General features: G+C 71.4%; 25 protein-coding genes, 12 tRNA genes and 1 pseudogene. 27 read left to right on the forward strand and 11 right to left on the reverse strand.

Annotated features, from left to right (window positions below; translation table 11 throughout):
* Positions 1–8: 8 nt before the first annotated feature.
* Genes AB0K15_RS20860 through AB0K15_RS20875 form a run of 4 tightly spaced genes read left to right on the forward strand, consistent with a single transcriptional unit; the run spans position 9 to position 3,214 of the window.
* Complete coding sequence (locus AB0K15_RS20860) at positions 9–1,106, forward strand: ABC transporter substrate-binding protein (RefSeq protein WP_364052644.1); 1,098 nt, start codon at positions 9–11, stop codon at positions 1,104–1,106.
* A gap of 34 nt (positions 1,107–1,140) precedes the next feature.
* Entirely contained in the window at positions 1,141–2,319 is a 1,179-nt protein-coding gene (locus AB0K15_RS20865; protein WP_364052647.1) for a CoA transferase, read from the forward strand.
* A 58-nt stretch (positions 2,320–2,377) separates the two neighbouring features.
* Entirely contained in the window at positions 2,378–2,995 is a 618-nt protein-coding gene (locus AB0K15_RS20870) for a TetR/AcrR family transcriptional regulator (protein WP_364052650.1), read from the forward strand.
* 48 nt (positions 2,996–3,043) lie between these two features.
* Positions 3,044–3,214: a hypothetical protein gene (locus AB0K15_RS20875; RefSeq protein ID WP_364052653.1), complete on the forward strand. Its 171-nt coding sequence runs from the start codon at positions 3,044–3,046 to the stop codon at positions 3,212–3,214.
* On the opposite strand, the gene AB0K15_RS20880 is transcribed toward AB0K15_RS20875, so the two are convergent.
* Positions 3,198–3,893: a type 1 glutamine amidotransferase domain-containing protein gene (locus tag AB0K15_RS20880; protein WP_364052656.1), complete on the reverse strand. Its 696-nt coding sequence runs from the start codon at positions 3,891–3,893 to the stop codon at positions 3,198–3,200. The two genes, AB0K15_RS20875 and AB0K15_RS20880, sit on opposite strands and share 17 nt — an antisense overlap.
* 87 nt (positions 3,894–3,980) lie before the next feature.
* A complete protein-coding gene (locus AB0K15_RS20885; RefSeq protein WP_364052659.1) occupies positions 3,981–5,009 on the reverse strand; it encodes a nitronate monooxygenase in 1,029 nt (342 codons plus the stop codon).
* Positions 5,010–5,112: 103 nt separating this feature from the next.
* On the opposite strand from AB0K15_RS20885, the gene AB0K15_RS20890 reads away from it, so the two are divergent.
* The 16 genes from AB0K15_RS20890 to AB0K15_RS20965 all read left to right on the forward strand — a co-directional run bounded on the left by AB0K15_RS20890 (position 5,113) and on the right by AB0K15_RS20965 (position 9,480).
* Positions 5,113–5,970: a LysR family transcriptional regulator gene (locus tag AB0K15_RS20890; protein WP_364052662.1), complete on the forward strand. Its 858-nt coding sequence runs from the start codon at positions 5,113–5,115 to the stop codon at positions 5,968–5,970.
* Between the two features lie 441 nt (positions 5,971–6,411).
* Positions 6,412–6,496 (forward strand) — tRNA-Tyr (locus AB0K15_RS20895).
* A gap of 5 nt (positions 6,497–6,501) precedes the next feature.
* Positions 6,502–6,576 (forward strand) — tRNA-Glu (locus AB0K15_RS20900).
* Position 6,577: 1 nt separating this feature from the next.
* Positions 6,578–6,651: transfer RNA gene (locus AB0K15_RS20905), tRNA-Arg, on the forward strand.
* Between the two features lie 13 nt (positions 6,652–6,664).
* A tRNA-Asp gene (locus AB0K15_RS20910) sits at positions 6,665–6,737 on the forward strand.
* A 144-nt stretch (positions 6,738–6,881) separates the two neighbouring features.
* Positions 6,882–6,953, forward strand: a tRNA-Glu gene (locus tag AB0K15_RS20915).
* A gap of 1 nt (position 6,954) precedes the next feature.
* Positions 6,955–7,028 (forward strand) — tRNA-Leu (locus AB0K15_RS20920).
* 41 nt (positions 7,029–7,069) lie between these two features.
* A tRNA-Leu gene (locus tag AB0K15_RS20925) sits at positions 7,070–7,143 on the forward strand.
* 5 nt (positions 7,144–7,148) lie between these two features.
* A tRNA-Gln gene (locus AB0K15_RS20930) sits at positions 7,149–7,220 on the forward strand.
* A gap of 10 nt (positions 7,221–7,230) precedes the next feature.
* A tRNA-Gln gene (locus tag AB0K15_RS20935) sits at positions 7,231–7,302 on the forward strand.
* 17 nt (positions 7,303–7,319) lie between these two features.
* Positions 7,320–7,409: transfer RNA gene (locus AB0K15_RS20940), tRNA-Ser, on the forward strand.
* Positions 7,410–7,444: 35 nt separating this feature from the next.
* Positions 7,445–7,534 (forward strand) — tRNA-Ser (locus tag AB0K15_RS20945).
* 26 nt (positions 7,535–7,560) lie between these two features.
* Positions 7,561–7,632: transfer RNA gene (locus AB0K15_RS20950), tRNA-Arg, on the forward strand.
* Between the two features lie 250 nt (positions 7,633–7,882).
* Positions 7,883–8,323 carry a hypothetical protein gene (locus tag AB0K15_RS20955; RefSeq protein ID WP_364052665.1) on the forward strand — a complete coding sequence of 147 codons (441 nt, stop codon included), beginning with the start codon at positions 7,883–7,885 and terminating at the stop codon, positions 8,321–8,323.
* Between the two features lie 100 nt (positions 8,324–8,423).
* Entirely contained in the window at positions 8,424–8,870 is a 447-nt protein-coding gene (locus AB0K15_RS20960; protein WP_364052668.1) for a hypothetical protein, read from the forward strand.
* Between the two features lie 25 nt (positions 8,871–8,895).
* A complete protein-coding gene (locus AB0K15_RS20965) occupies positions 8,896–9,480 on the forward strand; it encodes a uracil-DNA glycosylase family protein (RefSeq protein ID WP_364052671.1) in 585 nt (194 codons plus the stop codon).
* 9 nt (positions 9,481–9,489) lie between these two features.
* On the opposite strand, the gene AB0K15_RS20970 is transcribed toward AB0K15_RS20965, so the two are convergent.
* Positions 9,490–10,401, reverse strand: a complete 912-nt coding sequence (locus tag AB0K15_RS20970) for a glutaminase (RefSeq protein WP_364052674.1) — start codon at positions 10,399–10,401, stop codon at positions 9,490–9,492.
* 513 nt (positions 10,402–10,914) lie between these two features.
* On the opposite strand from AB0K15_RS20970, the gene AB0K15_RS20975 reads away from it, so the two are divergent.
* Positions 10,915–11,802, forward strand: a complete 888-nt coding sequence (locus tag AB0K15_RS20975) for an alpha/beta hydrolase (RefSeq protein WP_364052677.1) — start codon at positions 10,915–10,917, stop codon at positions 11,800–11,802.
* On the opposite strand, the gene AB0K15_RS20980 is transcribed toward AB0K15_RS20975, so the two are convergent.
* Positions 11,736–12,287 carry an SDR family oxidoreductase gene (locus tag AB0K15_RS20980; protein WP_364052941.1) on the reverse strand — a complete coding sequence of 184 codons (552 nt, stop codon included), beginning with the start codon at positions 12,285–12,287 and terminating at the stop codon, positions 11,736–11,738. The genes AB0K15_RS20975 and AB0K15_RS20980 overlap by 67 nt on opposite strands.
* Before the next feature lie 110 nt (positions 12,288–12,397).
* A pseudogene (locus AB0K15_RS20985) lies at positions 12,398–12,514 on the reverse strand (KR domain-containing protein); the annotation flags it as partial.
* A gap of 195 nt (positions 12,515–12,709) precedes the next feature.
* Between AB0K15_RS20985 and AB0K15_RS20990 the strand changes: the two are divergent.
* On the forward strand, positions 12,710–13,420 hold the full coding sequence (locus tag AB0K15_RS20990; RefSeq protein WP_364052680.1) for an SDR family oxidoreductase: 711 nt from the start codon (positions 12,710–12,712) through the stop codon (positions 13,418–13,420).
* Positions 13,421–13,470: 50 nt separating this feature from the next.
* Positions 13,471–14,112: a hypothetical protein gene (locus tag AB0K15_RS20995; RefSeq protein WP_364052683.1), complete on the forward strand. Its 642-nt coding sequence runs from the start codon at positions 13,471–13,473 to the stop codon at positions 14,110–14,112.
* Positions 14,113–14,253: 141 nt separating this feature from the next.
* On the opposite strand, the gene AB0K15_RS21000 is transcribed toward AB0K15_RS20995, so the two are convergent.
* Positions 14,254–16,002, reverse strand: coding sequence for a sulfatase (locus tag AB0K15_RS21000; protein ID WP_364052686.1), 1,749 nt, complete (start codon positions 16,000–16,002; stop codon positions 14,254–14,256).
* A gap of 156 nt (positions 16,003–16,158) precedes the next feature.
* Here AB0K15_RS21000 and AB0K15_RS21005 point away from each other — a divergent pair, with 156 nt between their 5' ends.
* A complete protein-coding gene (locus AB0K15_RS21005; RefSeq protein ID WP_364052689.1) occupies positions 16,159–16,590 on the forward strand; it encodes an OsmC family peroxiredoxin in 432 nt (143 codons plus the stop codon).
* Here AB0K15_RS21005 and AB0K15_RS21010 read toward each other — a convergent pair.
* The 4 genes from AB0K15_RS21010 to AB0K15_RS21025 form a co-directional block, all read right to left on the reverse strand.
* Complete coding sequence (locus AB0K15_RS21010; RefSeq protein ID WP_364052692.1) at positions 16,532–17,161, reverse strand: inositol monophosphatase family protein; 630 nt, start codon at positions 17,159–17,161, stop codon at positions 16,532–16,534. The two genes, AB0K15_RS21005 and AB0K15_RS21010, sit on opposite strands and share 59 nt — an antisense overlap.
* Entirely contained in the window at positions 17,158–17,451 is a 294-nt protein-coding gene (locus AB0K15_RS21015) for a hypothetical protein (protein ID WP_364052695.1), read from the reverse strand. The genes AB0K15_RS21010 and AB0K15_RS21015 overlap by 4 nt, the downstream gene beginning before the upstream one ends.
* 2 nt (positions 17,452–17,453) lie before the next feature.
* Complete coding sequence (locus AB0K15_RS21020; protein WP_364052698.1) at positions 17,454–17,819, reverse strand: hypothetical protein; 366 nt, start codon at positions 17,817–17,819, stop codon at positions 17,454–17,456.
* A 571-nt stretch (positions 17,820–18,390) separates the two neighbouring features.
* Positions 18,391–19,101, reverse strand: a complete 711-nt coding sequence (locus AB0K15_RS21025) for a transglycosylase family protein (RefSeq protein WP_364052701.1) — start codon at positions 19,099–19,101, stop codon at positions 18,391–18,393.
* Positions 19,102–19,544: 443 nt separating this feature from the next.
* On the opposite strand from AB0K15_RS21025, the gene AB0K15_RS21030 reads away from it, so the two are divergent.
* The gene (locus AB0K15_RS21030; protein WP_364052704.1) at positions 19,545–20,150 is read left to right on the forward strand and encodes a nitroreductase family protein; all 606 of its coding nucleotides are present in this window, start codon (positions 19,545–19,547) and stop codon (positions 20,148–20,150) included.
* A 4-nt stretch (positions 20,151–20,154) separates the two neighbouring features.
* Here AB0K15_RS21030 and AB0K15_RS21035 read toward each other — a convergent pair whose 3' ends face one another.
* Complete coding sequence (locus tag AB0K15_RS21035; protein WP_364052707.1) at positions 20,155–20,883, reverse strand: SDR family oxidoreductase; 729 nt, start codon at positions 20,881–20,883, stop codon at positions 20,155–20,157.
* Between the two features lie 80 nt (positions 20,884–20,963).
* Between AB0K15_RS21035 and AB0K15_RS21040 the strand changes: the two genes are divergently transcribed.
* Together AB0K15_RS21040 and AB0K15_RS21045 are read left to right on the forward strand one after the other, a co-directional pair.
* Positions 20,964–21,662, forward strand: coding sequence for a helix-turn-helix domain-containing protein (locus AB0K15_RS21040; RefSeq protein WP_364052710.1), 699 nt, complete (start codon positions 20,964–20,966; stop codon positions 21,660–21,662).
* A 142-nt stretch (positions 21,663–21,804) separates the two neighbouring features.
* On the forward strand, positions 21,805–23,295 hold the full coding sequence (locus AB0K15_RS21045) for a glycosyltransferase family 39 protein (RefSeq protein WP_364052713.1): 1,491 nt from the start codon (positions 21,805–21,807) through the stop codon (positions 23,293–23,295).
* Positions 23,296–23,301: the final 6 nt, after the last annotated feature.

Below are 23,301 nucleotides of genomic sequence, written 5' to 3' on the forward strand. Positions count from 1 at the left end.
GGAGAGCCATGTCCAGAACCACCCGGGCGCTCTGCGCCACCGCCGTCGCGGCCGGCCTGGTGTTCGCGAGCGCGTGTGCCCCGTCGTCGCAGCAGAACCAGGCCACCGACGCCAAGCAGGTGTCCGCGCTGCCGGCCGGCGTGAGCCTGTCGGGCAAGGCCGGCACGCCCGCGCCCAAACCACTGGCGCAGCGCGCTTCGCTCAAGGTCGGCATCCCGTCCAAACTGGAGCTCGAAGCGCCGGCGCTGCTCGCGCAGGTCTACGGCGAGTTCGGCAAGGAAAACCTCGACGTCACCTTCGTCACCGACACGGTGCCGAACCTGCTCACGCTGCTGGGCCAGGACAAGATCGACCTCGTCTACGCCGGCGCGCAGGCGCTGGTGTTCAACGCGCTGCGCAACGGCGTCCCGATCCGCTGGGTCTCCGGGGTCGCCTCGGCCGCGCCGGACAGCGGGGTGTACCTGAGCACGAAGTACGGGAACAAGGCGAGCGACTTCAACCCGGCTTCGTTGAAGGGCAAGAACATCGGCGTCAACCCGGGTGGGCTCGCCGCGCCCTCGGAGTACGGGCTCTACGAGCTGATCACGAAGGGCGGGTTGAAGCCCGCCGACATCCGGATGACCACCTTCACCGACGGTGCGGCGATGGTGCAGGCACTGAACAACGGCTCGATCGACGGTGCGACGCTCGGGCCGCCGTTCACCGCCGGGGTCCGCGCCGGCGCCGCGTTCCAGGCCGAGGACGGCTATCCCGAGACCATGCAGATCGCCGGTTACTTCGCCACGACCGCGCTCACCGGCGCGCACCGCGACGCGGGTGTCGCCTTCTTCCGGGCGGTGGAGCGGACCGTGAACACGCACCTGAGCGGCGACTACCACCAGGACACCGACGTGATGACCAAGATGGCCCAGCAGCTCGGCACGACCGTCGAGACGTTGCGGGTCGCGCCGTCGGTGCCGTTCGACTTCAACGTGCCCGCCGAATCGGTGGCGAGCCTCCAGAAGATGTACCAGGCCGTGCCGAACACGTTGCAGGCGGACTCGCCCGTGAAACCCGAAGAGCTGATCGACCTGTCGCTCGTGATCGACGCGGCTCAGGGCAAGTGAAGCACTCGACACGAGCAAGGAGGTTCACCCCACGATGAGCGACGCGCTGGCCGGTGTCCGGGTCCTCGACGCCGCGACCGTCCTCGCCGGACCGGTCTCGGCGACGATCCTGGGCGACTTCGGCGCCGAAGTGGTCAAGATCGAAGACCCGAAGGTCGGCGACTTCACCCGCAGCGGCGGGCGGTCGCCGGGCTGGCTCCAGGAGGGGCGCAACAAGAAGTCCGTGGCGCTGGACCTGCGGACGGCCGAAGGGCAGGCCGTGTTCCACCGGCTGGTGCCGCACTTCGACGTGGTGGTCACGAACTTCCGCCCGCCGACGCTCGAGCGCTACCGCATGCTGCCCGAGCACCTGCAGCCCCTCAACCCGCGGGCGATCCTGTTGTACCTCACGGGTTTCGGCCTCACCGGGCCCTATCGCGACCGGGGCGCGTTCGACCGGATCGCGAGTGCCTACAGTGGACTCACCTACGTCACGGGCGAGCCGGAGCGGCCGCCGGTGCGCAGCGGATACTCGGTGATCGACTACATGAGCGCCTATCTCGCGGCGTTCTCGGTCGTTTCCGCGCTGTACCACCGCGACCACGGTTCGGGCTCGGGTCAGGTGATCGACCTGGCGCTGTACGAGGCGGCCTTGCGGTCCAGTGAGGACTCGGTGACCGCCTACGGCCTCGACCGCCAGGTCCGGGAACGGCTGGGCAACAAGAACCCGGCCATCGTCCCCGCGTCGGACTTCGTGACGTCCGACGACCGCCGGGTGTCGCTGCACGCGGGCACCGACTCGCTGTTCCGGCGGCTGTCCGTGGTGATGAACCAGCCGGAGCTGACCGACGACCCGCGCTTCGCCGACCGCCCCGCCCGGATCCGCCACCAGGACGAGCTGTACCCGCTCATCAGCGAGTGGGTCTCGCGCCTGACCGCCGACGAGGTGGTGAAACTGCTGAGCGACGCCGACATCCCGGCGTCGCCGATCATGAGCGTCGCCGACCTGATGAACGATCCGCACTGCCGGGCCCGCGGCTCGGTGATCACCGTCGACGACGCCGAGTTCGGCGAGGTCCCGATGGTCGCGCCGCTGCCGCACCTGAGCGCGACACCCGGCAGCGTCCGCTGGGCCGGCACCACGTTGGGCGCGCACACCGACGAGGTGCTCGGCGGGCTGCTGGGCCTGTCGACCGCGGAGCTCGACGCGTTGCGGGACCGGGGTGTGGTGTGAGCGATCACTAGACTGCGAGACCGGAGGCAGGGGAGAAGAAGTGCACAAGGGGGATGATGTGAACGACACCGCCGGGCAGGCGACGAGCCGGCGCGGGCGCGACCGGGCCCGCACCGAGGCCGACCTCCTCCAGGCGACTTTCGACCTGCTCCAGCGCGACGGGATCTTCGCCGGGCTGAACCTGCAGGAGGTCGCCGACCGCTCCGGGGTGAACCGCGGCCAGATCTACCAGTACTTCGGCGACCGCCGATCCCTGCTGAGGGCGGCCGTGGCCCACCGCACCCGCGAATGGGCGGCCGGCGCGAAACGGCACTGGGAGGCGTCGTTCCTTGGCCGGCGCAAGGCGATGTTCCGCAGCGCGCTCGCGAACCCCGCGCCCACGCTGGTCGAGGCCCTGCTCGCGATCGACGGCGACCCGGACTACCACGCCCTGCCCGAGATCGAGAAGACGAGAGCCGCCCTCGAACGCGACCAGGCCACCGGCGCCCTGCCCGCCGACGGCGACGCGATCGCGATGCACGTGTTCATGGTCGCGGCGTACAAGGGGTATCTCATCTTCCGTGAGGCTCTCGCGCGCGACGTGGGCGTGCCGGTCGAGGAGCTCGACGCCCGCGTGCTGGCCGTGCACGACCAGGTGGCCGGGGCGATGACCGGGGGCGACGCGCGGGACCGATGAGTTTTCGCGGCGGCGGAGGTCCGACCGGCCGTCGGGCGGAGTGGTCCCGTGGACCTGGACACGATCATGCGCGTGCGCGACCTGCCCCGGGCCATGGTCACCCTCGGCGTGACCGATCTCCCCGACCCGGACGGCACCAGCCTCTCGCTCGCCCGGGCGCCGGTGGAGTCCGCGCAGCCGCGCACCCCGCCGGCGAGCGGGCCTAGTCCAGGGCCTTGAGGAGTTCCCGGGCCAGCGGCGCGGCCGACGCCGGGTTCTGTCCCGTGTGGAGGGTGCGGTCGACGACCGTGTACGGCTGCCAGTCCGGCCCGCGCTCGAACGCGACGCCGAGCTTGCCCAGCTCGTCCTCCAGCAGCCACTTCGCCTTCGGGCCGAGGCCGACGGCGTTCTCCTCGTCGTTGGTGAACCCGGTGACGCGGTAGCCGGCGAACGGGGACTCGCCCCGCTCGTCGCGCGTGGCCAGCAGCGCGGCGGGGGCGTGGCACACCACGGCGAGCGGCTTGCCCGACGCGAGCGCGGCGTTGAGCAGGGCGCCGGAGTCGGCGTCGTGGGAGAGGTCCTCCATCGGACCGTGGCCGCCGGGGTAGTAGACGGCGTCGTAGTCCGGCAGGTTCACGTCCGTGAGCACGATCGGCTCGCGCAGTTCGCCGGCGGATTCGAGGACCCGCGCGAGCTTCGCGGCCTCCTCCTCACCGCCGGCCAGGTCCGGGCTCAAACTGCCCCGGTCCACGGTCGGCACCACGCCGCCCGGGGTCGCCACCACGATCGTGTGGCCCGCGTCCTTGAGCGCGGTGTACGGGGCGGTGAACTCCTCGGCCCAGTACCCGGTCGGGTGCCGAGTTCCGTCGTCGAGCGTCCAGTGGTCGGCGCCCGTCATGACGAACAGGACTCGTGCCATGGTTCTCGTTCTCCTCCGGTCGATCACGGATTGTCTGGGTCGGGTACCCGTTCCGGCGGCCGCCGACCTCACCCGTCCGGTGGACGGCTAGAGCCGGCGGGAGAGCCGCGTGAGGATGTCGGCGGCGGGTTCGGCGGTGGCGTGGCGGTAGCCGGTGCCGGCCCACAGGTTGACGCGCTCGGCGTCACCCGCCTCCACGGCCGCCTTGCGCAGCGCGCTGGTCAGGTGGTGCAGCGCCGGGTATCCGGCGGGAGCTTCGGCCGAGTGGGCGTCGGTGAACGCGTTGCGCAGGCCCCGCGCCGGGCGGCCGGTGAACGCGCGCGTGACGACCGTCTCCCGGCGGGCCGGGTCGGCCAGCGCCGCGCGGTGCGGCTTCGACGCGCCGCTCTCGTCGGACCGCAGCAGCACGGTGCCGACGGCCACGGCGGTGGCCCCGGCGTGCAGCGCTTCGGCCACGGCCTCGGGAGTGGCGAGCCCGCCCGCGCCGACCAGGGGCAGCGACACGGCGGCTCCGACCTCGCCGAGGAGCCGCGGCAGCGGCACCGCGGGCGGGACGTGGGCGGGCGTGAGCGTGCCCGAGTGCCCGCCCGCGGCCGCGGCCTGCACGAGCAGGAGATCGGCGCCGGCGTCGGCGGCCAGCCTGGCTTCGTCGGCCGAGGTCACGGTCTGCGCGACCAGCGTGCCGGCGCGGCGCAGCCGGGCGAAGACCGCCGCCTCCGGCAGGCCGAAGGTGAAGCTGACCAGCGGGACCGGACCGGCGAGCAGGAGGTCGAGCTTGGCCTCCCAGTGGTCGTCGTCCTCGGTGATCCCCTGCGGCAGCGCGACGCCGTAGCGGTCGGCGTCGGCCCGCAGCGCGCCGGCGTAGCGGCGGTAGGCGTCCGGGTCGACGGGCACCGGGTTGGGGGCGAACAGGTTGACCCCGAACGGGATGCCCCGCGCGCGGACCTGCGCGATCTGCTCGGCGAGCGCTTCGGCCGTCTTGTACCCGCCGGCGATGAAGCCGAGGCCCCCGGCGCTCGCCGCCGCGGCCACCAAGGCGGGTGTGGTGCCTCCGCCCGCCATCGGCGCGGCCAGGACCGGCGAGGTCACCCCGAGACCGGACAGCGAGCTGTGCATGTCGAACGCCTTCTCTCTTTCCGCGCGAACCCTTCGCCTCCACGCTAGGCACCCGCGGCCGCGTTGGGAAATGCCCGTCCGGCCGCGGCTATGCTCTGCGGGCATGGTTGAGGGCACACCGGCGGGCATCGAAATCCGGCACCTGCGTGCGTTCGCGTCGGTGGCCCGGCTGGCGTCGTTCACCCACGCCGCCCAGGAGCTCGCCATCACGCAGCCCGCGCTCAGCCGGACGGTGCGCCGGCTCGAAGAGCTGCTGCGCGTGACCCTGCTGGACCGCTCGTCGCGGCACGTGGAGCTGACGGAAGCGGGCCGGACGTTCCTGGAGCACACCTTGCGCGTGCTGGCCGAGCTCGACCGCGGCGTCGGCGCCGCCCGGCGCCGGGGCACGGTGAAGCTGGGGTTCAGCTGGCTGCTGCCCACGCCGTGGGCGCAGGAGACCGTCGCCCGCTTCGAACACACCACCGGCAGCTCGGTCGACCTCGTCCGCATCGACGACCCGCTCGCGGCGGTGCAGCAGGAGAAGGTGGACGTCGCGCTCGTGCGCGGGCCCGTGCGTTCGTCGCGGCTGCAGGTCGTGCACCTGTTCGACGAGGACCGGGTCGCCGCGTTCGCGGAGACGTTCCCGCTCGCCGGCGAGCCGGAGCTGGCGTGGGCCGACGTGCCGAACTGGCCGCTGGTGGTCAACGTCGTCAACGGCACCACCGGCCCGTGGTCCTGGCCCGAGGGCCAGGGGCCGTCGACCGTCGTCGAGACGGCGAACTTCGACGAGTGGATCGAGAGCGTCGCCGCGGGGCGCGGGCTGGGTGTGGTGCCGGAGGTCGCGGTGCGGCGCAACATCCACCCGACGGTGCGGTTCCTCCCGATCGCCGGTGCGCCGGCGATCCCGGTCGCGCTGGCGTTCCTGCCGAGCGTGAACGGGCCGGTGCTGCGGCAGTTCGTGGAAGCGGCGCTCGGACGATGAAATGGGTTCGGTAATAAAGATTGACACCCGGGTGCGGGTTCGCGATTATGTAATGGAGCCGAACGCAAGGGGCTCACAGGGCAAGAAACCAGCACAAAAACTCAGAAGGAGTCGTCGTGGCGAGCACGGAGAAGCGAGGGTCGCAGCGCCGTTGTCCCGGCGATCTGCGCGATGCGCTGCGCTCGTCGGATGCGCTGTCATCGATGCCGCGCCTGCCGCAAGAGCGGCTGCTGAGCACCGGGGGCTCCCCACCGTGACGTCGTCGACGTCGTGACCGGGAGCCGCCCATCGGGAAACCGATTCGGGCGGCTTTCTCTATTTCGTGCACCCTGAAAATGGTGCGTTAACCATTTTGTCGATGTGCTGTCACCATTATTTGGCGCTTGTTCTTTGTCAACTTCACAGCGGAGCAGAAACACGCTCGCCGGCCGCGGCGAGCACGGTGGGGCTGGGCACCGGTGAGCCCACCCGGCTGTAACCCGGACGCCCTTCGGCGGCTTTGACGGTTCGACTCCGTCCCCCACCACGCGAGGCCGATGCGACTGCTGGTCAGGTCACCGCCCTTTCAAGGCGGGGGACCGGGATCGATACCCGGATCGGCTGCCACACCCCTGTAGCTCAGCTGGACAGAGCGCCGGACTACGAATCCGGAGGTCCCAGGTTCGACTCCTGGCCGGGGTACGCAGGTTTTCAGGCTCACGTGGCCCAGCGGCGAGGGCAGCTCCTTGTCGAGGAGACGATCGCGGGTTCGAGTCCCGTCGTGAGCGCGGGTCCGGCACCCGAGGGGGGTGCCCGGCCGACGAGTGCGAGGGAGACGGGAACCCATCCGCTTCGGGAGCGGAAGACACCGCGTTCGACTCGCGGGCACTCGACCGAGGTGATTCCGGGACCGTCGAAGACGGCCCCGGCACGGCGCGTTGGTCCAGCGGCACGGACACCGGCCCCTCAAGCCGAAGACGCGGGTTCGACTCCCGCACGCGCTACGCGGTTGTAGCCCAACTGGCAGAGGCACCTGGCCCAGCGCCAGGCCAGTCGGGGTTCGAATCCCCGCAACCGCACGCAGCTCCACCGAAGACGGGTCCCGCGTGGGGGGCCCCGCGCCCTCGTAGCCCAACCGGCAGAGGCACCGGACCCAGGATCCGGACAGTCCAGGTTCGACTCCTGGCGAGGGCACCTTTTCCCGGGTGGTGTATCCGGCAACACGGCGGACTTTGGTTCCGCAGAGCCAGGTTCGAGCCCTGGCCCGGGAGCACCACGCGATGCCCGTTCGTCCAACCGGCAGGACTCCGGACTCTGGATCCGGCAACCGAGGTTCGAACCCTCGACGGGCAGCGCAGCACGCAGGACAAGGAGGGCTGGCCGAGTGGCAAGGCACCGGATTGCTAATCCGTGGTCCGGGACGTGACGTCCCGGCGCGCGTTCGATCCGCGCGCCCTCCGCGCACGACGACGGCACCAGGGTGCCGCCGGGCCGGGGAGGATTGGCCGAGTGGTAAGGCAGCCGTTTCGAAAACGGTGGTCGGGTGTGCTGAGCACCCGCGTGGGTTCGACTCCTGCATCCTCCGCACCGCGCCGGCGCGAAGCCGGCGAAGCCCCCGTGGTCCAGCGGACACGACTCCGGCGTCCGAAGCCGGGAACGCAGGTTCGACTCCTGCCGGGGGCACCGCGGCACACCGCGACGCGCGGGGCCCAGTGGCCGGCCGGGGCTCATATCCCCGGATCGCCTGGATCGACACCAGGACGCGCGACCGAACTCTGCTCCGCCGGTGGTTGCCGGCTCCTTCGCGGGCCGGGGCCGGGCTCGGCCGTGCGAACGAGGGCCGCGGCGGCTGCCCTCGTTCGCAGGTACGAACTTCCCTGCGTGGACCCGTTCCATTGTGCGGCAAGGAAAACCGGCTCCTAGGGTCCGGATCATGACCGAATACGACAACCGGGCTCCCGGCACCGTCCTCGGAGCCTTCTGGCTCTACCTCGTGTCGACCGTCGTCGCGATTGTCGGCGTGGTCGTGCTCGTCACGAACAAGCAGACCATCGTCGACGCGATCGGAAACGCCGACCGCGGCCGGCTCACCGACGCGCAGATCCGCCAGGCCGCGAACGTCGGCCTGTGGGTCGCGGTCGCCATCGCCGTCGTCATCGCACTGATCTACCTGTGGCTGGCGTTCAAACTGAAAGCCGGCCGCAACTGGGCGCGGATCACCCTGGCGATCCTGACCCTGCTGCAGATCGCCTCCCTCGTCGCCGGCCGCGGCGGCACCGCCCTCGGTTACCTCAGCGCCGCCGCGGCGGTGGTCGCGCTGGTTCTGGCGTTCCTGCCTCCGTCCAACGCCTACCTCTCCGCCGCTCGGCGCTGATCCCCGGCGGCCGCCGGTACCGGCGATCGTCCTGGCGTGCCGGATCGACGCGTCGGCCTCGCTACGATCGGGGGATCGCCACACCGAGGGGGACCCGCCGATGCCGCAACTGCTGGGCGCGATCGACAGCAGCATCACGGTCGAGTACGGCCAGTTCGTGCTGCAGGAAATCCCGATGAGCCGCAACGCGCTGGGCGTGGGGGAGCCGCGCGGTGACTGGCTCGTCCTGGGCGGGGCCGGGGGCCTGATGCTGCACAGCGCCGGGAACGCCCACGACCCGGCCGTGCGGGTGGAGCTGTGGGACACCGAGCCGCCGGCGGCGCACGGCGAGTGGGACCAGGTGGTCACGGTCGCGTGCGACCTGGCCGATCAGGTGCGCCTGCAGTCCGTCACCGCCGCGATGTCGCCCGACGTGCTCACCCTGGGGCGGCCCGGTCCGCACCACGCCCGGGTGCACGGGGGCGGCCGCGCGGCGACGGCGAAGCTGGACGAGGGGACGTTCGCCGAGGGCGTCGAACGCTGGCTGATCCAGCTCTGGCCCGCGTGAGGCGCCCGGATATTCTCGCCGGACCATGACGAACCTCGACCGGATCCGTGCCGACCTCATCGCCGACCCGGACAACGCGTGGGCGAAGGAAGCCGGCTACGAGCCCCTCTACACCGCGGAGCCGTCGGCGAAGGTGGCGCTCATCGGGCAGGCGCCCGGGCGGAAGGCGCAGGAGAGCGGCATCCCCTGGAACGACGCCAGCGGCGTGAAGCTGCGCGGCTGGCTGGGGGTGACCGACGAGGAGTTCTACGACCCAACGCTGTTCGCGATCGTGCCGATGGACTTCTTCTACCCCGGCAAGGCGGCCTCCGGTGACGCGCCGCCGCGCCGCGGGGTGGCCCAGAAGTGGCATCCGCGGATTTTCGCCGAGCTGCCCGACATCCGGTTGACGGTGCTCGTCGGCAGTTACGCGCAGAAGTACTACCTGCACGCCGGGCGCGGGGGGAGCCTCACGGAGACCGTCCGCTCGTTCCGGGACTACCTGCCCTCGATGATCCCGCTCGTGCACCCGTCGCCGCTCAACGTCGGGTGGCACCTGCGGAACCCGTGGTTCGAGCAGGAAGTCGTGCCGGAGCTGCGGAAGCTGGTGGCGGCCGCGCTGAAGTCCTGAGTGGACGGATCAGAAGATGCTGAGCCCCGTGACGTTCCCGAACGTCTCGAGCGCCATCGCCGCGGACACGGAGTTGCCTTTCTCGTCGAGCCCCGGCCCCCACGCCGCGATCGCGCAGCGGTCCGGCACGATCGCGAGGATCCCGCCGCCGACGCCGCTCTTGCACGGCAGCCCCACGCGGTACGCGAACTCGCCGGCGGCGTCGTAGGTGCCGCAGGTGAGCATGATCGCGTTGATGCGCCGGGCGTCCTGCTTCGACAGCAGGCGCGTGCCGTCACGCCGGACGCCGTGGCGCGCCAGGACCAGCCCCGCGCGGGCGAGCTCGACGCACGAGGCCATGATCGAGCACTGCCGGAAGTAGTGGTCGAGCATCTCGTCGACGGGGTTGAGGACGTTGCCGAAATCGGCCATCAGGTAGGCCAGCGAACGGTTGCGGTTCCCCGTGCGCGTCTCGGACTCGGCCATCGCCGGGTCGTAGGTGAGATCGGGGTTCCCGGTCTCCGCGGCGAGGAACGCGCACAGCGCACCGCAGGCGTCGCCGGTGTCCGCGAGGAGCTGGTCGGTGACCAGCAGCGCGCCCGCGTTGATAAACGGATTGCGCGGCACGCCGCGCTCGATCTCCAGCTGGATCAGCGAGTTGAACCGCGTACCGGACGGCTCGCGGTTCACGCGCCGCCAGATCGACGCGCCGTCGTGCCCGAGCACGTGCGCGAGCGCGAACGCCTTCGAGATGCTCTGGATCGAAAACGGCACCTCCGCGTCGCCCACCTGGTGCAGCTCGCCGTCGACGGTCGCCACAGCGAACCCGAACTGGCCCGGGTCCACGCAGATCAGGTCGGGGATGTAGTCCGCCACCTTGCCGGCCCCGATGTGGGGCCGCGTGGCCGCCCAGACCTCACCGACAGCACGCTCGTAGTCCACCGGCCGCCCTTCCCGCACGTGATCACCGCGGCCCTGATGATGTCACGGCCACTGTGGGTCGCTGTCGCAGAACACCTGCTCGACCTGAGCACGGCGTGCGGTTGCCGTTCGATCGCCTGTCACATTCTGACGCTGGGGGAGGGCGACTTGAGCGACTACTTGTCCCTTTCGCCGTCGACATGACAACGGGTGTCGAACCGGCTGGGGTCTGTGTCGGACGAGCCGTGGCCTCTGTGGATCGGCCTTCTTTCCCGGTCTGCGTCGCGGGGATTTCGGTCTGGTTGTTGCGAGGTGCCTGTCTGAAGAGCTTGAAGTGGTGGTTCTTCATCTTCCGCCCCGGTCGGAGTGCTCAATGTGGTCTTCGCCGTCGCGAACAGCGCGCCGGGCTGACGCCGGCACGGTGCACCGGCCGATCGCACGAAGTCGTCTCATCCGGTGTCCCGTGTCGGCCCGCCGGCGGGGGACACCCGGCGAGCTACAGTCGATCATGAAGCCGCCCCACCGGAGGTCGCGATGAGTGTTCCCTTGCCGGACGAGTTCACCTACCGGCGGGTCGACGCCGGGGGCGTGCGGATCAACTGCGCGGTCGCCGGGGAGGGGCCGCCGGTGTTGCTGTTGCACGGTTATCCGCAGACGCACCTGATCTGGCACCACGTCGCGCCGCGGCTGGCCGGGGAGTTCACGGTCGTTCTGACCGATTTGCGCGGGTACGGCGACAGCGACAAGCCGGCCGGCGGCGATCACGAGTATTCCAAGCGGGCCATGGCGAACGACCAGCTCCGGGTCATGGCCGAGCTGGGCTTCGACCGCTTCGCCGTCGCCGGGCACGATCGCGGCGGCCGAGTGGCGCACCGGCTGGCGCTCGACGCGCCCGAAGCCGTGAGGGCGCTGGCGGTGCTGGACATCGTCCCCACGCGGTACGCGTTCCAGCACGCCGACAAGGACTTCGGGCTGGGCTACTACCACTGGTTCTTCCTCGCCGCCGGCAACGGCATCCCCGAACGGCTGCTTGCCGGCGACCCCGCGTTCTGGGTCACCTCGCGCATGCACTCCCGCCACAACGGCGGCACGCCCTTCGACCCCGCCGCCGTCGCCGAGTACGTGCGGTGCTTCTCCACGCCGGAGGCGATCGCCGCGTCCTGTGCGGACTACCGTGCCGCCGCGGGCATCGACCTCGAGCACGACGACGCGGACGCGGCGGCGGGCCGGCTCGTCACCAGCCCGCTGCTCGCGCTGTGGGGGAGCGGCAGCTTCGTCGGCCGCGCCTACGACGTGCCCGCCGTGTGGCGCGAGTACGCGACGGACCTGCGCACCCTCGCCGTCGAGAGCGACCACTACCTGCCGGAGGAACAACCGCACGTCGTCGCCGAAGCATTGCGGGACTTCTTCGCGGAGGCCTGAGCCCCGGGTGTCTGCAGCGGCACCGGGCCGTCCATCAGCCGCACGCCGCCGTCGACGTGGAGGTCTAGCGCGTTCACGGCGGGGTTGCGCAGGAGGAACTGCGTGGCGTCGACGATGTCGGCCATCGCGATCGGCGTGCCGGTGAGCGTTCGCGCGGGCGGGTTGCCGGGGACCTTGCGCCAGACCGGGCTGTCGAGGACGACAACCGGGTGCAGCGCGTTGACGCGGATCGGCGCGAGCTCCCACGCGAGCGTGCGCGCGAGTGAGCTGACGCCGCCGTTCGTCGCGGACACCATGGTCGACCCGGGATAAGGCCGGTCTTTCGCGCTGCCGCCGAAGAGCACCACCGAGCCGTGCGGGGTGAACCGGTCGCGAAGGACACGGACGGCCTCGGCGTACCCGACCAGCTTGACCGTGGCGGCGCGCACCGCGTCGGCGACGCTGAACGCGTGGATGCTGCCCCCTTCCTGGTGGATGGCGGTGATGACGAGCCCGTCGAGCTCATCGACACCCGAAACGGCGCCGGCGACGTCTCCGGCATCGCCAAGTCGACAACGAGTCCGGTCGCGCGTCCGCCGATCTCCCGTGCGGCGGCTTCGGCGCGGCCCGGATCGCGGCTGGTGACGATCACCGCGTCCCCGTGGTCGGCCACCGCCTGGGCCACGGCCCGCCCCAGTCCGCCGCTGCCCCCGATGACCAGGATTCGAGACACGAGCTTCCCTTCGTGCGTACCTATCGCAACGCTATCGCCGTTCTACGGACAACTGTCCGGCAACAGTGAACCGAGGCCGCGCAGCATGTCAAGTGCTCTCAGGGCACCATCAGGAGGGTATTTCAACGGATGTTGAGTCTTGACAACAGCCGCTCCAGGTCGAATTGTCGTCGTCTGGCGGACAACTGTCCGAAGATGGCTTCCAGTGCGTGCCCTTCGCCGCCTGCCGCTGAAAGGACCAACCCATGGAGCGCTACACCGCACCGGCGGTCGCGGCCGGACTCGAGTTCACCCCGCCGACGCAACGCGCGCAGGCCGGCCCGGTTCCTGGCGACCGATGTCACGAGCGCGGGCGAGGTCGACGCTCTCGTGGAGGCGGCCGCCGAGTTCGGCGGTGTCGACGTGATGGTCTGCAACGCGGGCATCACGCTCCCGTCGGACGGCGCCGAGTTGGCCGCCGACGGCCTGCACCGGTTGATGGCAGTGAACGTCGACGGCGTGCTCTTCGGCGCGCAAGCCGCGGCCCGGCGGATGAAAGCGCTCGGGAAGGCGGGCAGCATCGTCCTGATGGGCAGCATGGGCGGGCTGCGCGGCGCCGCGGTCACCATCGCCTACTCCACGAGCAAGGGCGGCGTCGTCGCGCCGGCCAAGGCACTGGCCGACGCGCTCGGCCCGGACGGCATCCGCGTCAACGCGGTCTGCCCCGGTCTCATCGACACCGAGATGCTGCGGGCGACGCCCGGCGTCGCGGACGGCACCGAAGCTCGCCGCCTGCGCACGCCGCTGCGCCGGCTGGGCCGGCCCGCGGAGATCGGTGACGCCGTCGCGTGGCTCGGATCGGACCTGTCCAGCTACGTGAGCGGCATCGAGCTTCCGGTCGACGGCGGGCTGATCTCCGTCATCTGACCGCGGTGGTCCCCGACAGACAGCCAGAAACTTCCGAAACGGAGATTCCCATGACGACACAGGCCGGCCTCGACACCGCCGACGCGCTGACGACCCTCGAGCTGACACCGGGCTTCGACGTCACCTACCTGCCCCGCAAGATCGAAGAGCTGCTCGACGCGACCGAGAAGCCGTTGCACCGCGCGATCCTGAAGAACTACCTGCGTCACGCGTTGCTCGAGATTTCCGGGTACTGGGAGGAAATCCTGGTGCCGGAGCTGACGATCGACGAGCCCGTGTACCGGATCGCGGAGCGCGGTGCCGTCCACTCGCTCGTGGGGCACGAGGCGGTGCTGGGGTTCTACCGCGAGGTCTTCGAGACGAAGACGAACGTGATGGCGGCCCGTGCGACCAACATGTGCGTGGGTGATTTCGGTGTCGTGACGGAGATGGTGTTCGCGCACATGACGCCCGGAGCGGTCCTGGTGGGTCAGGACATCGGGCAGCCGGTGGACCCGGACTCGCACTACCTGATCCAGCACAACGTGATGCAGAACTTCGTCTACACCGCCGGCGCCAAGCTGATCGGCGAGCGCGTGTACGACGATCCGGTGAGCTACAGCTACGGCAAGCTGATCCCGTCCGAAGTGGTCACTCCGGAGATGGCGCGGGAACAGCTGGCCCCGTTCCTGAGCCGGGCGGCGCTCGACTGAGAGGGAGCCCGGGCCGGGCGGGGCTGACCGGCCGACGCCGAACAGCTGTCCGAAGAGGACTCTCGGCGCGCTGCGGAGCGCGCGGCACCGGAGGCCGCCCCCGTGGTGGCGACGTTGGGCGAGGTAAATGTTGCGCCGGGCTCAGCCGGGGAGGGCGGTCAGCCGGGCGTCGAGCGCGCGCAGGGTCCGGGCGGTGAGGCTGGGGGTCGTCGCGGCCAGTTCCCACACCGACAGCGTCGCGACCGAGGCGGCGAAGTCGGCGTTGGCGAGCAGGGGCAGGTGGCGCACGAGGATCTCGCGGGCGACCGGGGCCAGTTCGCCGATCGGGGTCAGGAGGGCGGAGCCGAACTCGGTCGCCGGGGGGAGGCCCTCGAGGACGGCGAGGGCGTTCTCGCGTTGGGCGCGCACGAGGAGGTGTTCGCGCGTCACGGGGCCGTCGGTGGGCAGGCCGAGGCGCTCGAACTGGGACGCGGGCGCGTCGGCGGCTCGCATGAGCTCGACGAGGTGGGTGGCCATCGTGAGCTCGAGGTCGTCGTCGACGAGGGGGCCGGTCTGGCCGGGGTCGGTTTCGAGGTCGAACAGCAGGGTGCCGAACGCGTGCGGGTCTCCCCAGGCGTAGCCGGGCATGCGCAGCACCGGCGCTCCTTTGGTGAAGGGCAGGGGCGGGATGAGCTCGGCGTCACGCAGTTCGGCGGGGGAGAAGCGGGTGTTCATGTGGGTGGGCATGAGGGTGTGCTCGAACAGCGGGGCGTTGTCAGCGGTGGCGGAGGCTCGCAGGTAGACGTACCGGCCGTCCGTGACGTTGACGTGCGCGCCGAAGCTGCCGAACAGGCAGGCTTCCCGCGTGGCGGGGCCCGTCAGCGGGAGGCCTTGCATGTCGGCCGGCCTTGGTACACCGAAGAAGTCGAGCAGTGTCGGTCCGAAGTCGACAGTCTGCACGAGCTCGGCCCGGCGCTCGCCGCGGGCGCCCGTGCGCGGGTCCCAGACGAACAGCGGGGTGTGGATGTTCTCGTCGTACCAGGGTTGCACGTTCTTGCCCCACCAGCCGTGCTCGCCGAGCAGGAGGCCGTGGTCGGTGCCGACGATGAGGAGGGTGTCGTCCCACAGTGCGTGGGCGTCCATCGCGTCGAGCACGCGGCCGAGAGAACTGTCGCACATGGACAGCAGGGCGCGGTATTCGTCGCGGACCTTCAGTGTGTCGCCGGGTCGTTCGGTGACCCTGCGGTAGCCGGGCCAGTCGTACTCCGGGCCTTGGTGGCCGAGGGCGTACCGCGCGCGGTGGTCCTCGGTGGCGACGAACGGTTCGTGCGGGTCGAAGCACTCGATCTGGAGGAACCAGTCCTGCTCGCCCGCGTTGGTGCCGAGGAACTCCAGCCCGGCGTCGACGGTGAGCGTCTGCGGGTGCTGCCCGGGTTCGAGGAAGTGCTGCCGGTTCACCCAGTGCCGGCGCACCATCGCCGGCGCCCGCCGCCCCGCGACCGCCGGTTCCGGTATCTCGGGATCGGCCACCTGGCCCTTCCAGCGGTCGCCTTCCTGGCCGCGGAAGAACTCGTAGGTGTCGAAGCGGTTGTGGTAGGTCGCGCCGCCGTCTTCCCAGTAGTGCTGGTGATCCGTGACGAGGTGGGTGTGGACGCCGGTGCGCGAGAGCAGTTCGGGCACCGAGTCGTCGAACGGCTCCAGCGGACCCCACGACCGGTGCAGGAAGTTGTACCGGCCCGTGTGCAGCTCGCGGCGCGCCGGCATGCACGGCATGCTGCCCGCGTAGCAGTTGTCGAACGTCACGGCCACGTCGGCCAACCGCTCGAAGTGCGGCGCGAGCACGCCCGTCGCCCCGTAGGGCGGCAGATACCGGCGGTTGAGCGTGTCGAACAGCACGACGATCGCGCGCATGGCCGGTCTCCTCCTCAGGCGGGTTCCGCCTAGGCCAGCCTAGGCGGAGGTCCGGCCGGGGTAGCCCGAACTTTGGCGAACGCGGCCCCCGCCTGATTGACTGTGACTGCCCGGCTCGGCCGGGCACCAGACACCCAAGACGATTCTGGAGGACCCATGCCCGTCTCGAAGGCGCACGCGAACTGGAACGGCGACCTTCCCACCGGGTCCGGTCAGTTCACCGCCGGCGGAGGCAGCATCAGCGGGAGCGTGACCTTCAAGTCGCGCTTCGAGGACGGCCCCGGGTCGAATCCGGAACAGCTCATTGCCGCGGCGCACGCGTCGTGCTTCTCGATGGCGCTGGCCAACACCCTGGCGAGTGCGGGATTCCCGGCCGAGTCGATCGAAACCGACGCTTCGGTCACGCTGCGCCCGGTCGACGGCGCCCCGACGATCATCAAGGTCGAGCTCTTGACGCAGGGCCGCGTGCCCGGCGTCACCGAGGAGCAGTTCCAGGAGTACGCGGCGCAGGCCAAGGCCGGCTGCCCGGTCAGCCGCGCGCTGGCGGGCGTCCCCGAGATCGCCCTGCAGGCGTCGCTGGCCGGCTGAGCCGCGCGAGCGCTCGCTCCCGCGCGGGGCGAGCGCTCGGTCGGACCGGGGCCGCCACGACCTCGCCGCCGTGGTGGCCGGCTGATCGGTGCGCCCGTCGGCTGAGGGCGGCGGGCGGTGATGAGGCGTTCTTCAGCAGGCCCAGGGACTCGGCGTGGAGCTGGGCGGGCGCGGCGAGGAACGAAGTGGCCTGCGGGTGCCAGGGGTTGCCGTCGGCGTCGCTGACGACCACGCCCGCCTCCTGGGCGATGAGGCTTGCGCCCAGGAGGTTGCCGGCGTCGCGGCCGTAGAGCCAGAAGCCGTCCGTGCGCCCGGCGGCGACGTCTGCGATCTGCAGGGAGGTCGGGCCCAGGTTGCCGACCGCGCCGACGTGCGGGAGGACGGCCGAGAGTGAGCGGCCGGCCTGCTCGGCGGCGTTCGGCTGGGCGGTGATGAACGGCGGCTGGCTGGTGCCGACGAGCGTGACCGGGAGCTCGGCCGTGGCGGCCGGGGTGAGGCGCTCGCCGTCGAGGAACGCGCCGAGGCCGATCGCCGCGTGGTAGGTCTCGCCGCGGACTTCGCTGTGGATCACGGTGGCGACCGGGACGGCGTCTTCGACCAGGGTGATGCTGACGCACCAGTAGGCAGGCCGCGCAGGTACTGGACGGCGCCGTCGGCCAGGTCGACGACCCAGCGCTGCTCGCCGGGCGGGACGGTGGTGTCGATCTCGTCGGCCCATGCCACGCCGGGGCGCAGTGTGCCGAGACTCGCGCGGAGCGCGCCCTCGGCCGAGTGTTCCAGTGCGTCGAAGGTCCGGCGGAATTCGGCGAAGGTGGCCGGGGCCGCCGGCCTGGGGCGGGCGGCGAGGAGGCGGTCGGCCACGACTACGCCCACCCGGCCGGACGGGACGACAGCCGTGGTGCTTCCGTGATGCCCGCGGAGCGCAGTTCCTCGGCGACGAGCTCCCGCAGGCGGAACTTCTGGACCTTCGTGCCCGACATCGGCCAGTCCGTGACGAAGCGGATGTAGCGCGGCACCTTGAACGTCGCGATGCGGCCGAGGCAGTGATTGATCAGAGTGCGTTCGGTGGTGGTGGCGCCGGGGAGGAGCCGGATGAAGGCGGCGGCCACCTCGCCCAGGCGGGCGTCGGGGGCGGCGACGACCTGGACGACGCCGCAGGCGAGGCAGCCGGCGGGGACCGGCGCGCGAGTCGAAGGGTCGACGACGCGGACTTCCCTGTGCCGCAGCACGGTGCCGCTCGTGGTGGCGCGGACGTCGGCCGGGTCGTCGGGGGAGCCGACGCGGCAGAAGCCGGGGGATTCCGTCGAGCCCAGGACGACATCTGCCCGGCCGGGGCGATCCGCGCCTGCGTGGCGCGCAGCCGTTCCGGCGAGCCGACGTTGAGCACGAGGCGCAGCGCGGACAGATCGCGCGAGGAAACTCCGCGTGGTCGAGCACGCGCAGCCAGCTCGTCTCGAACGCGGGAAACGCGACCGTGCAGCGTTCTTCGGACAGTTGACGCAGCGCGAGCCCCGGCTCGAACGGTCCGGTGTGGACCATCGAGCACCCGGCCGCCAGCGCCGCGAGGACGACGTCGTAGCCGCCGCAGGACGGTGCGTAAAGACGGCGGATGGCGCGTGCCGGCGGGGACGGGCGGGGTAGGCGGGCCGGTGTTCCCACAACGAGAGCCCGCTTACCCCGCGCGCCTTCCGCCGCGAACTCGCCGAAGGTGCCCGAGCGCACCCGCGGCGGGGGATCCGCGGTGGCTCGCCGTCCGCGTCCGCGGCGCCCGGGGGAAAGCGGCGCGGACGCGGACGGAGGTCACTTCGTGGCGATCTTCTGCCCGACCAGGATCAGGTCGGCATCGGGGACGTACGCCGAGTTCAGCTGCTGCAGGTGCTGCCAGCCGCCGGCGACGCCGGTGCGCGCCGCGATGCCCGACAGGGTGTCGCCCGCGACGACGGTGTAGTCGCCGTTGGGGTTCGACCGCGTCGTGCCGGCCGCGGGCGTGCTCTTGACCTGCGGCTTCGCCTTGGCCTTGAGCTGGGTCTTCGCCTGGGGCTTGGCGGCCTTGGCCTTGCTGCGGGCGGTGGCGGAGCCGCTGTCGGCGGACCCGGTGCTCAGCTGGCCCGAGAACGAGCCGAAGCCGGCCGGGCCGGCGCCCGTGCTGCACTCCCACGGCGCCGAACCCGACTTGGCGTAGATCCGGTCCGCGACGACCTGCTGCTGGGCGGGGGTGGCCTTGTCCGCGGTCGGGGCGAACTGGCCGCCGCCGTTCGCGAGCCAGGTCTTGGTCACGATCTGGAACAGACCGGCCGGGCGTCCGGCGCGCTGACCGGCCGCGGTGTTGTTGACCGCGGTCGGGTTGCCGGAGCTCTCGCACTTGACCAGTCCGGCCTGCCCGGGGAAGGCGTTGGCCGGGCCGGCGCCGACGAGGCCGATGCCGCCGAGCGTGGCGCCCGCGAGAGCCGCGGTCGCGCCGGTGCGTTTGAGGACGGTTTTGGTGTGACTGGGTTTGCTGTGTCGCCCCACGGGGGTGGGCTCCTTCGTTTTCACACCGCAGGCCCGGCTCCGCGCCCGGGGAGGGGCCGCGTCTGCCGGAGTCTCGCGGTGGCTTCCGGCCGCTGATCCTCGGGGGTGGATCGCAGGTCACCGCAAAAGCACGACGAGGTTAAGAACAAGCAACGACATGTGTACAGAGTGCGTGGGAAGCGACACAGATCATCTGGCGGCGTAGTGATGGTGCGACGGTGTGTCATGTCAAGTCGGTGTCAGTTGGTGAGTAGATCTTGGCTCAATGGCAGTGAGAACCTCTCACTGGTGACGGTCATTCGGGTTGAAACCGGTCGCGAAGGAAAATTTCCCACTCGTCTGACTGTTCGCCAACCGGCACTATTTTTCCCGGCTCGCGTGTCACGGTTCGACTCTTCTCGAAACTCCGGCGGGCGCGGTGGATCTTGCGCCATGCTGATCGCATGGAGTTCTCCGAGGTTCTGCGCCACCGGCGGATGGTCCGGGCGTACCGGCCCGATCCGGTGCCCGAAGCCGTCCTGCGCCGGGTGGTGCGCGTGGTCCGGCGCGCGCCGAGTGCCGGTTTCAGTCAGGGGCACCGGCTCGCGGTGATCACGGCGCCCGACGTCCGCGCCCGGATCGCCGAGATCGTCGAGCAGCCGTACCTCGACTTCGGCCTTCCGGCGTGGATCTCGAAGGCGCCGGTGCACATCGCCGTCGGCATCCGGGAAGCGTCTTACCACGAGCGTTACCAGGAAGCCGACAAAACCGACGACGACGGTGCGGAATACGAGTGGCCCGTGCCGTACTGGTGGTTCGACAGCGGTGCACTCCTGTCCCTGCTGCAACTCGCCGCCAACGACGAGGGGCTCGCCACGGGCTTCTTCGGCCCCGGCGACCAGGGCCAGTTCGACGCGGTCCACGCCCTCACCGGCTTTCCCGAGGACGTCGCACTGACGGGCGTCCTGACGCTCGGCTACTCGGCCGAAGACCCGGACGCGCCGCCGAGCGGCAGCGCGGGCAAGCGTGCGAAGCTGCCGCTGGACGAGCTGATCACCTGGCGGATCTGAGCCGTCAGGCCAGGTTCAGGCCGCCGTCGACAGTCAGCACGGCGCCGGTCGTGTACGGGCTGTTGAGCAGGCTCAGTACGGCCGCCGCCACGTCTTCGGGTGCGCCCAGCCGGCCGAGCGGCGCCCGCGCGCCGGCGTTGTCGCGCAGGGCGGTCCAGTCGTGGGTCAGCGGAGTGTCGATGTAGCCCGGGGCGATCACGTTGACACGGATTTCCGGTGCCAGCGCGACGGACAGCAGCTTGGTCAGGTGGATCAGCCCGGCTTTGCTGACCGCGTAGGGGATCGAGCTGCCGCTCACCGTCAACCCGGCCACCGACGCCACGTTGACGATCGCGCCGCGGCTCGCTCGCAACGCGGGCGCGGCCGCGCGCGAGAGGTGCCACGGACCGAGCAGGTTCACGCCGAGCACCTGGTCCCACCATTCGTCCGACACGGCGTCGAGGTCCCGGTGCGGGATCCACCGCGCGATGCCGGCGTTGTTCACGACCACGTCGAGCCGGCCCCACCGCTCGACGGCCGCCGCGACCAGCTTCGGCGCCACTCCGGGGTCGGAGATGTCGCCGTCGACGTACACGGCGTCCGGCAGCTCCGCGACGAGCGCGTCGCCCGCCTCGGGCTTGCCGAAATCGTGCACCACGACGCGGTGTTCCTGCCCGGCCAGGGCGCGGCACACGGCCGCGCCGATGCCCCCGGCCGCGCCGGTCACCAGCGCGACCGGGTTCTTCGTCGTCATGGGACCGCCTCCGTTCGTTCTCGCCCCATCGTAGTGCGCCGACTATTGACTGACTCAGTCAGTCAATCAATACTGTGCGGGTGCGAGGGAGAGTGCCGGCGCGGCCGGTGGGGGAGATCGCCGAGGCGGCGGCCCGGGTGTTCATCGCGAAGGGCTACCAGGCGGCCGGGGTGTCCGACGTGTCCGCGGCGCTCGGCCTGAGCCACGGCGCGGTCTACACCTACGCCAAGAGCAAGGAAGCTTTGCTGTACCTGGCTTTGCTGCGCCTGATCCGGCCGGACGCGCTGGACACCCTGGCCACCCCGGTGCCCACGCCGACGCCGGAGGAGATCGTCGCGCTGATCGACGGCTGGGCCACCGACGACAGCGGCCTCCCCGCGCTGGCCGCGTCCGCCGGCCGCAGGCAGAGGCCCGTCGCCGACGAGCTCGGCGCGATCGTCGACGAGCTCTACGGCTTCATCGAACGCAACCGCCACCTGCTCGCCCTGGTCGAACGCTGCGCGGCCGACCTGCCCGAGCTCGCCCAGTACTACTTCGTGCAGCGGCGCCGCGGCATGCTCGACACCCTGGCCGCCTACCTCACCCGGCGCATCCGCTCCGGCGCGGTGAGCGCAGTCCCCGACGTTCCGGCAGCGGCGCGCTTCATCGTCGAGACCATCGCGTGGTTCGCCTGGCACCGCCTCGGCGACCCCGACTCCGCGAGCCTCGACGACGACGCCTGCCGGGCCACGGTCCGCCACCTCGTGCTGGCCGCGTTCGTGCCCCGTCCCTCGTCCTGACCGGAAGGCCGGGATGTCCTTCGCGGCAGGGGAAAGCTCGCGAGGGTCATCACCGGCCGTCCACGCCTGCCGGGCCACGGTCCGCCCTCGGATCCTGGCCGCGTCCGTACCCGTCCCCGTCCTGACCGGAAGGCGTGAAGCCATGCATGACACGGGAATGCTCGAAACCGACAGACCGGCCGCCCGAGCCGAGCGGCTGGCGTGGCGGCCGATCCTGGCGGTGGTCGCCGTCGCCGGCGCCGTGCACCTGGCGGTGGCGGCGCGCTTCGGCTGGCACCGCGACGAGTTCTACTACGTGGTCTCCGGCCGGCACCTCGCGTGGGGCTACCCCGACCAGCCGCCGCTGACGCCACTCCTGGCGCGGCTGGCCGCCGACCTGCCCGGAGGCGTGCTGCCCCTGCGGCTGCTCGCGATCGCCGCGCAGCTGGGCTGCGTCCTGCTGGCCGCCAAGCTCGCCGCCGAGTTCCGCGGTCGCGCCCGGGCCCAGACCCTCACGGCCGCAGCGGTCGCGGCGTGCCCGGTGTTCGTCGCGGGCTCGATGCTGTTCGGCACGACGGTGACGGACCAGCTGGCCTGGGCCGTGGTGTTCGTCACGGTGGCGAGGGCGCTGCGGTCGGGCACCGTCCGCGCGTGGCTCCTGGCCGGCGCGGTGGCCGGGGCCGGGCTGGAGAACAAGTACACCGTCGGGGTGCTGCTGCTCGGCGTGTTCATGGGCCTGGCCCTGTTCCGCCGCGGCGTGTTGCGGACCCCTGGGCCGTGGCTGGCCGGTGCGCTGGCCGCGGTGCTGGTCGCACCCAACGTCGTGTGGAACGCGCAGCACAGCTGGGCGCAGTTCCGCATGGCGGGTGTGCTCTCGGCCGAGCAGGGCGGGCCGCTCGGGGCGCTGCCGAACGTGCCGCTGCTGCTGCTCGTGCTGGCCGGCCCGCCGCTGATCGCCCTGTGGATCTTCGGGGTGCGGTGGCTGGCCGGGAACCGCGAGCACCGGTGGGTGCTCGTCGTCGCGGTGACGGCGTTGGTCATCTTCACCGCGGGCGGCGGCAAGAGCTACTACGCGGCGCCCGCCTTGCTCGGCCTGTTCGCCGCCGGCGGGGTGTGGGCGGAAACGCGGAACGCGGTCACCCCGCGGCGCTGGCAGATCGCCATCGGCCTCTCCGGGGTATTCGCGGTGCTGATCGGCCTGCCCGTACTGCCGGTCGGCGCGGAACGCGTGTTCGCCTCGGTCAACCCGCAGCTGGTGGAGACCTACGGCTGGCCCGATCTCGTCCACCAGGTCACCGCCGTCGCCGCCACCCTGCCGCCCGGTTCCAGCGTCTTCACCAGCAACTACGGCGAAGCCGGCGCCCTGACCCTCCTCGGTCCCGACGCGGGCCTGCGGCTGCCGGTTTCCAGCGCCCACAACGGTTATCTTCTGTGGGGCCCGCCCGCCGGCACTCCGGACACCGTGCTGTGCGTGGGGGAGTGGGGTCCGGCCTACCTGCGCCGCTTCTGGTCCGACGTCCGTGAGATCGCGCCCGTCACCACCCCCGGCGGCGTCCCGGACGAAGAAACCACGAACCACGCGGCGATCTACCTGTGCCGCCGGCCCCACGGCACCTGGGCGCAGCTGTGGCCGGGACTCAGCCACCTCGACTGAGCGCTC

Source organism: Amycolatopsis sp. NPDC049253 (assembly GCF_040678995.1).
Classification (GTDB): Bacteria; Actinomycetota; Actinomycetes; order Mycobacteriales; family Pseudonocardiaceae; genus Amycolatopsis.

What these genes read in the sequence shown, in the direction of transcription:
- AB0K15_RS20860 (WP_364052644.1), top strand. Translation starts at nt 9, where the DNA reads ATGTCCAGAACCACCCGGGCGCTCTGCGCCACCGCCGTCGCGGCCGGC.
- AB0K15_RS20865 (WP_364052647.1), top strand. Translation starts at nt 1,141, where the DNA reads ATGAGCGACGCGCTGGCCGGTGTCCGGGTCCTCGACGCCGCGACCGTC.
- AB0K15_RS20880 (WP_364052656.1), bottom strand. Translation starts at nt 3,893, where the DNA reads ATGGCACGAGTCCTGTTCGTCATGACGGGCGCCGACCACTGGACGCTC.
- AB0K15_RS20885 (WP_364052659.1), bottom strand. Translation starts at nt 5,009, where the DNA reads ATGCACAGCTCGCTGTCCGGTCTCGGGGTGACCTCGCCGGTCCTGGCC.
- AB0K15_RS20890 (WP_364052662.1), top strand. Translation starts at nt 5,113, where the DNA reads ATGGTTGAGGGCACACCGGCGGGCATCGAAATCCGGCACCTGCGTGCG.
- AB0K15_RS20955 (WP_364052665.1), top strand. Translation starts at nt 7,883, where the DNA reads ATGACCGAATACGACAACCGGGCTCCCGGCACCGTCCTCGGAGCCTTC.
- AB0K15_RS20960 (WP_364052668.1), top strand. Translation starts at nt 8,424, where the DNA reads ATGCCGCAACTGCTGGGCGCGATCGACAGCAGCATCACGGTCGAGTAC.
- AB0K15_RS20965 (WP_364052671.1), top strand. Translation starts at nt 8,896, where the DNA reads ATGACGAACCTCGACCGGATCCGTGCCGACCTCATCGCCGACCCGGAC.
- AB0K15_RS20975 (WP_364052677.1), top strand. Translation starts at nt 10,915, where the DNA reads ATGAGTGTTCCCTTGCCGGACGAGTTCACCTACCGGCGGGTCGACGCC.
- AB0K15_RS20990 (WP_364052680.1), top strand. Translation starts at nt 12,710, where the DNA reads ATGGCTTCCAGTGCGTGCCCTTCGCCGCCTGCCGCTGAAAGGACCAAC.
- AB0K15_RS20995 (WP_364052683.1), top strand. Translation starts at nt 13,471, where the DNA reads ATGACGACACAGGCCGGCCTCGACACCGCCGACGCGCTGACGACCCTC.
- AB0K15_RS21000 (WP_364052686.1), bottom strand. Translation starts at nt 16,002, where the DNA reads ATGCGCGCGATCGTCGTGCTGTTCGACACGCTCAACCGCCGGTATCTG.
- AB0K15_RS21005 (WP_364052689.1), top strand. Translation starts at nt 16,159, where the DNA reads ATGCCCGTCTCGAAGGCGCACGCGAACTGGAACGGCGACCTTCCCACC.
- AB0K15_RS21030 (WP_364052704.1), top strand. Translation starts at nt 19,545, where the DNA reads ATGGAGTTCTCCGAGGTTCTGCGCCACCGGCGGATGGTCCGGGCGTAC.
- AB0K15_RS21035 (WP_364052707.1), bottom strand. Translation starts at nt 20,883, where the DNA reads ATGACGACGAAGAACCCGGTCGCGCTGGTGACCGGCGCGGCCGGGGGC.
- AB0K15_RS21045 (WP_364052713.1), top strand. Translation starts at nt 21,805, where the DNA reads ATGCATGACACGGGAATGCTCGAAACCGACAGACCGGCCGCCCGAGCC.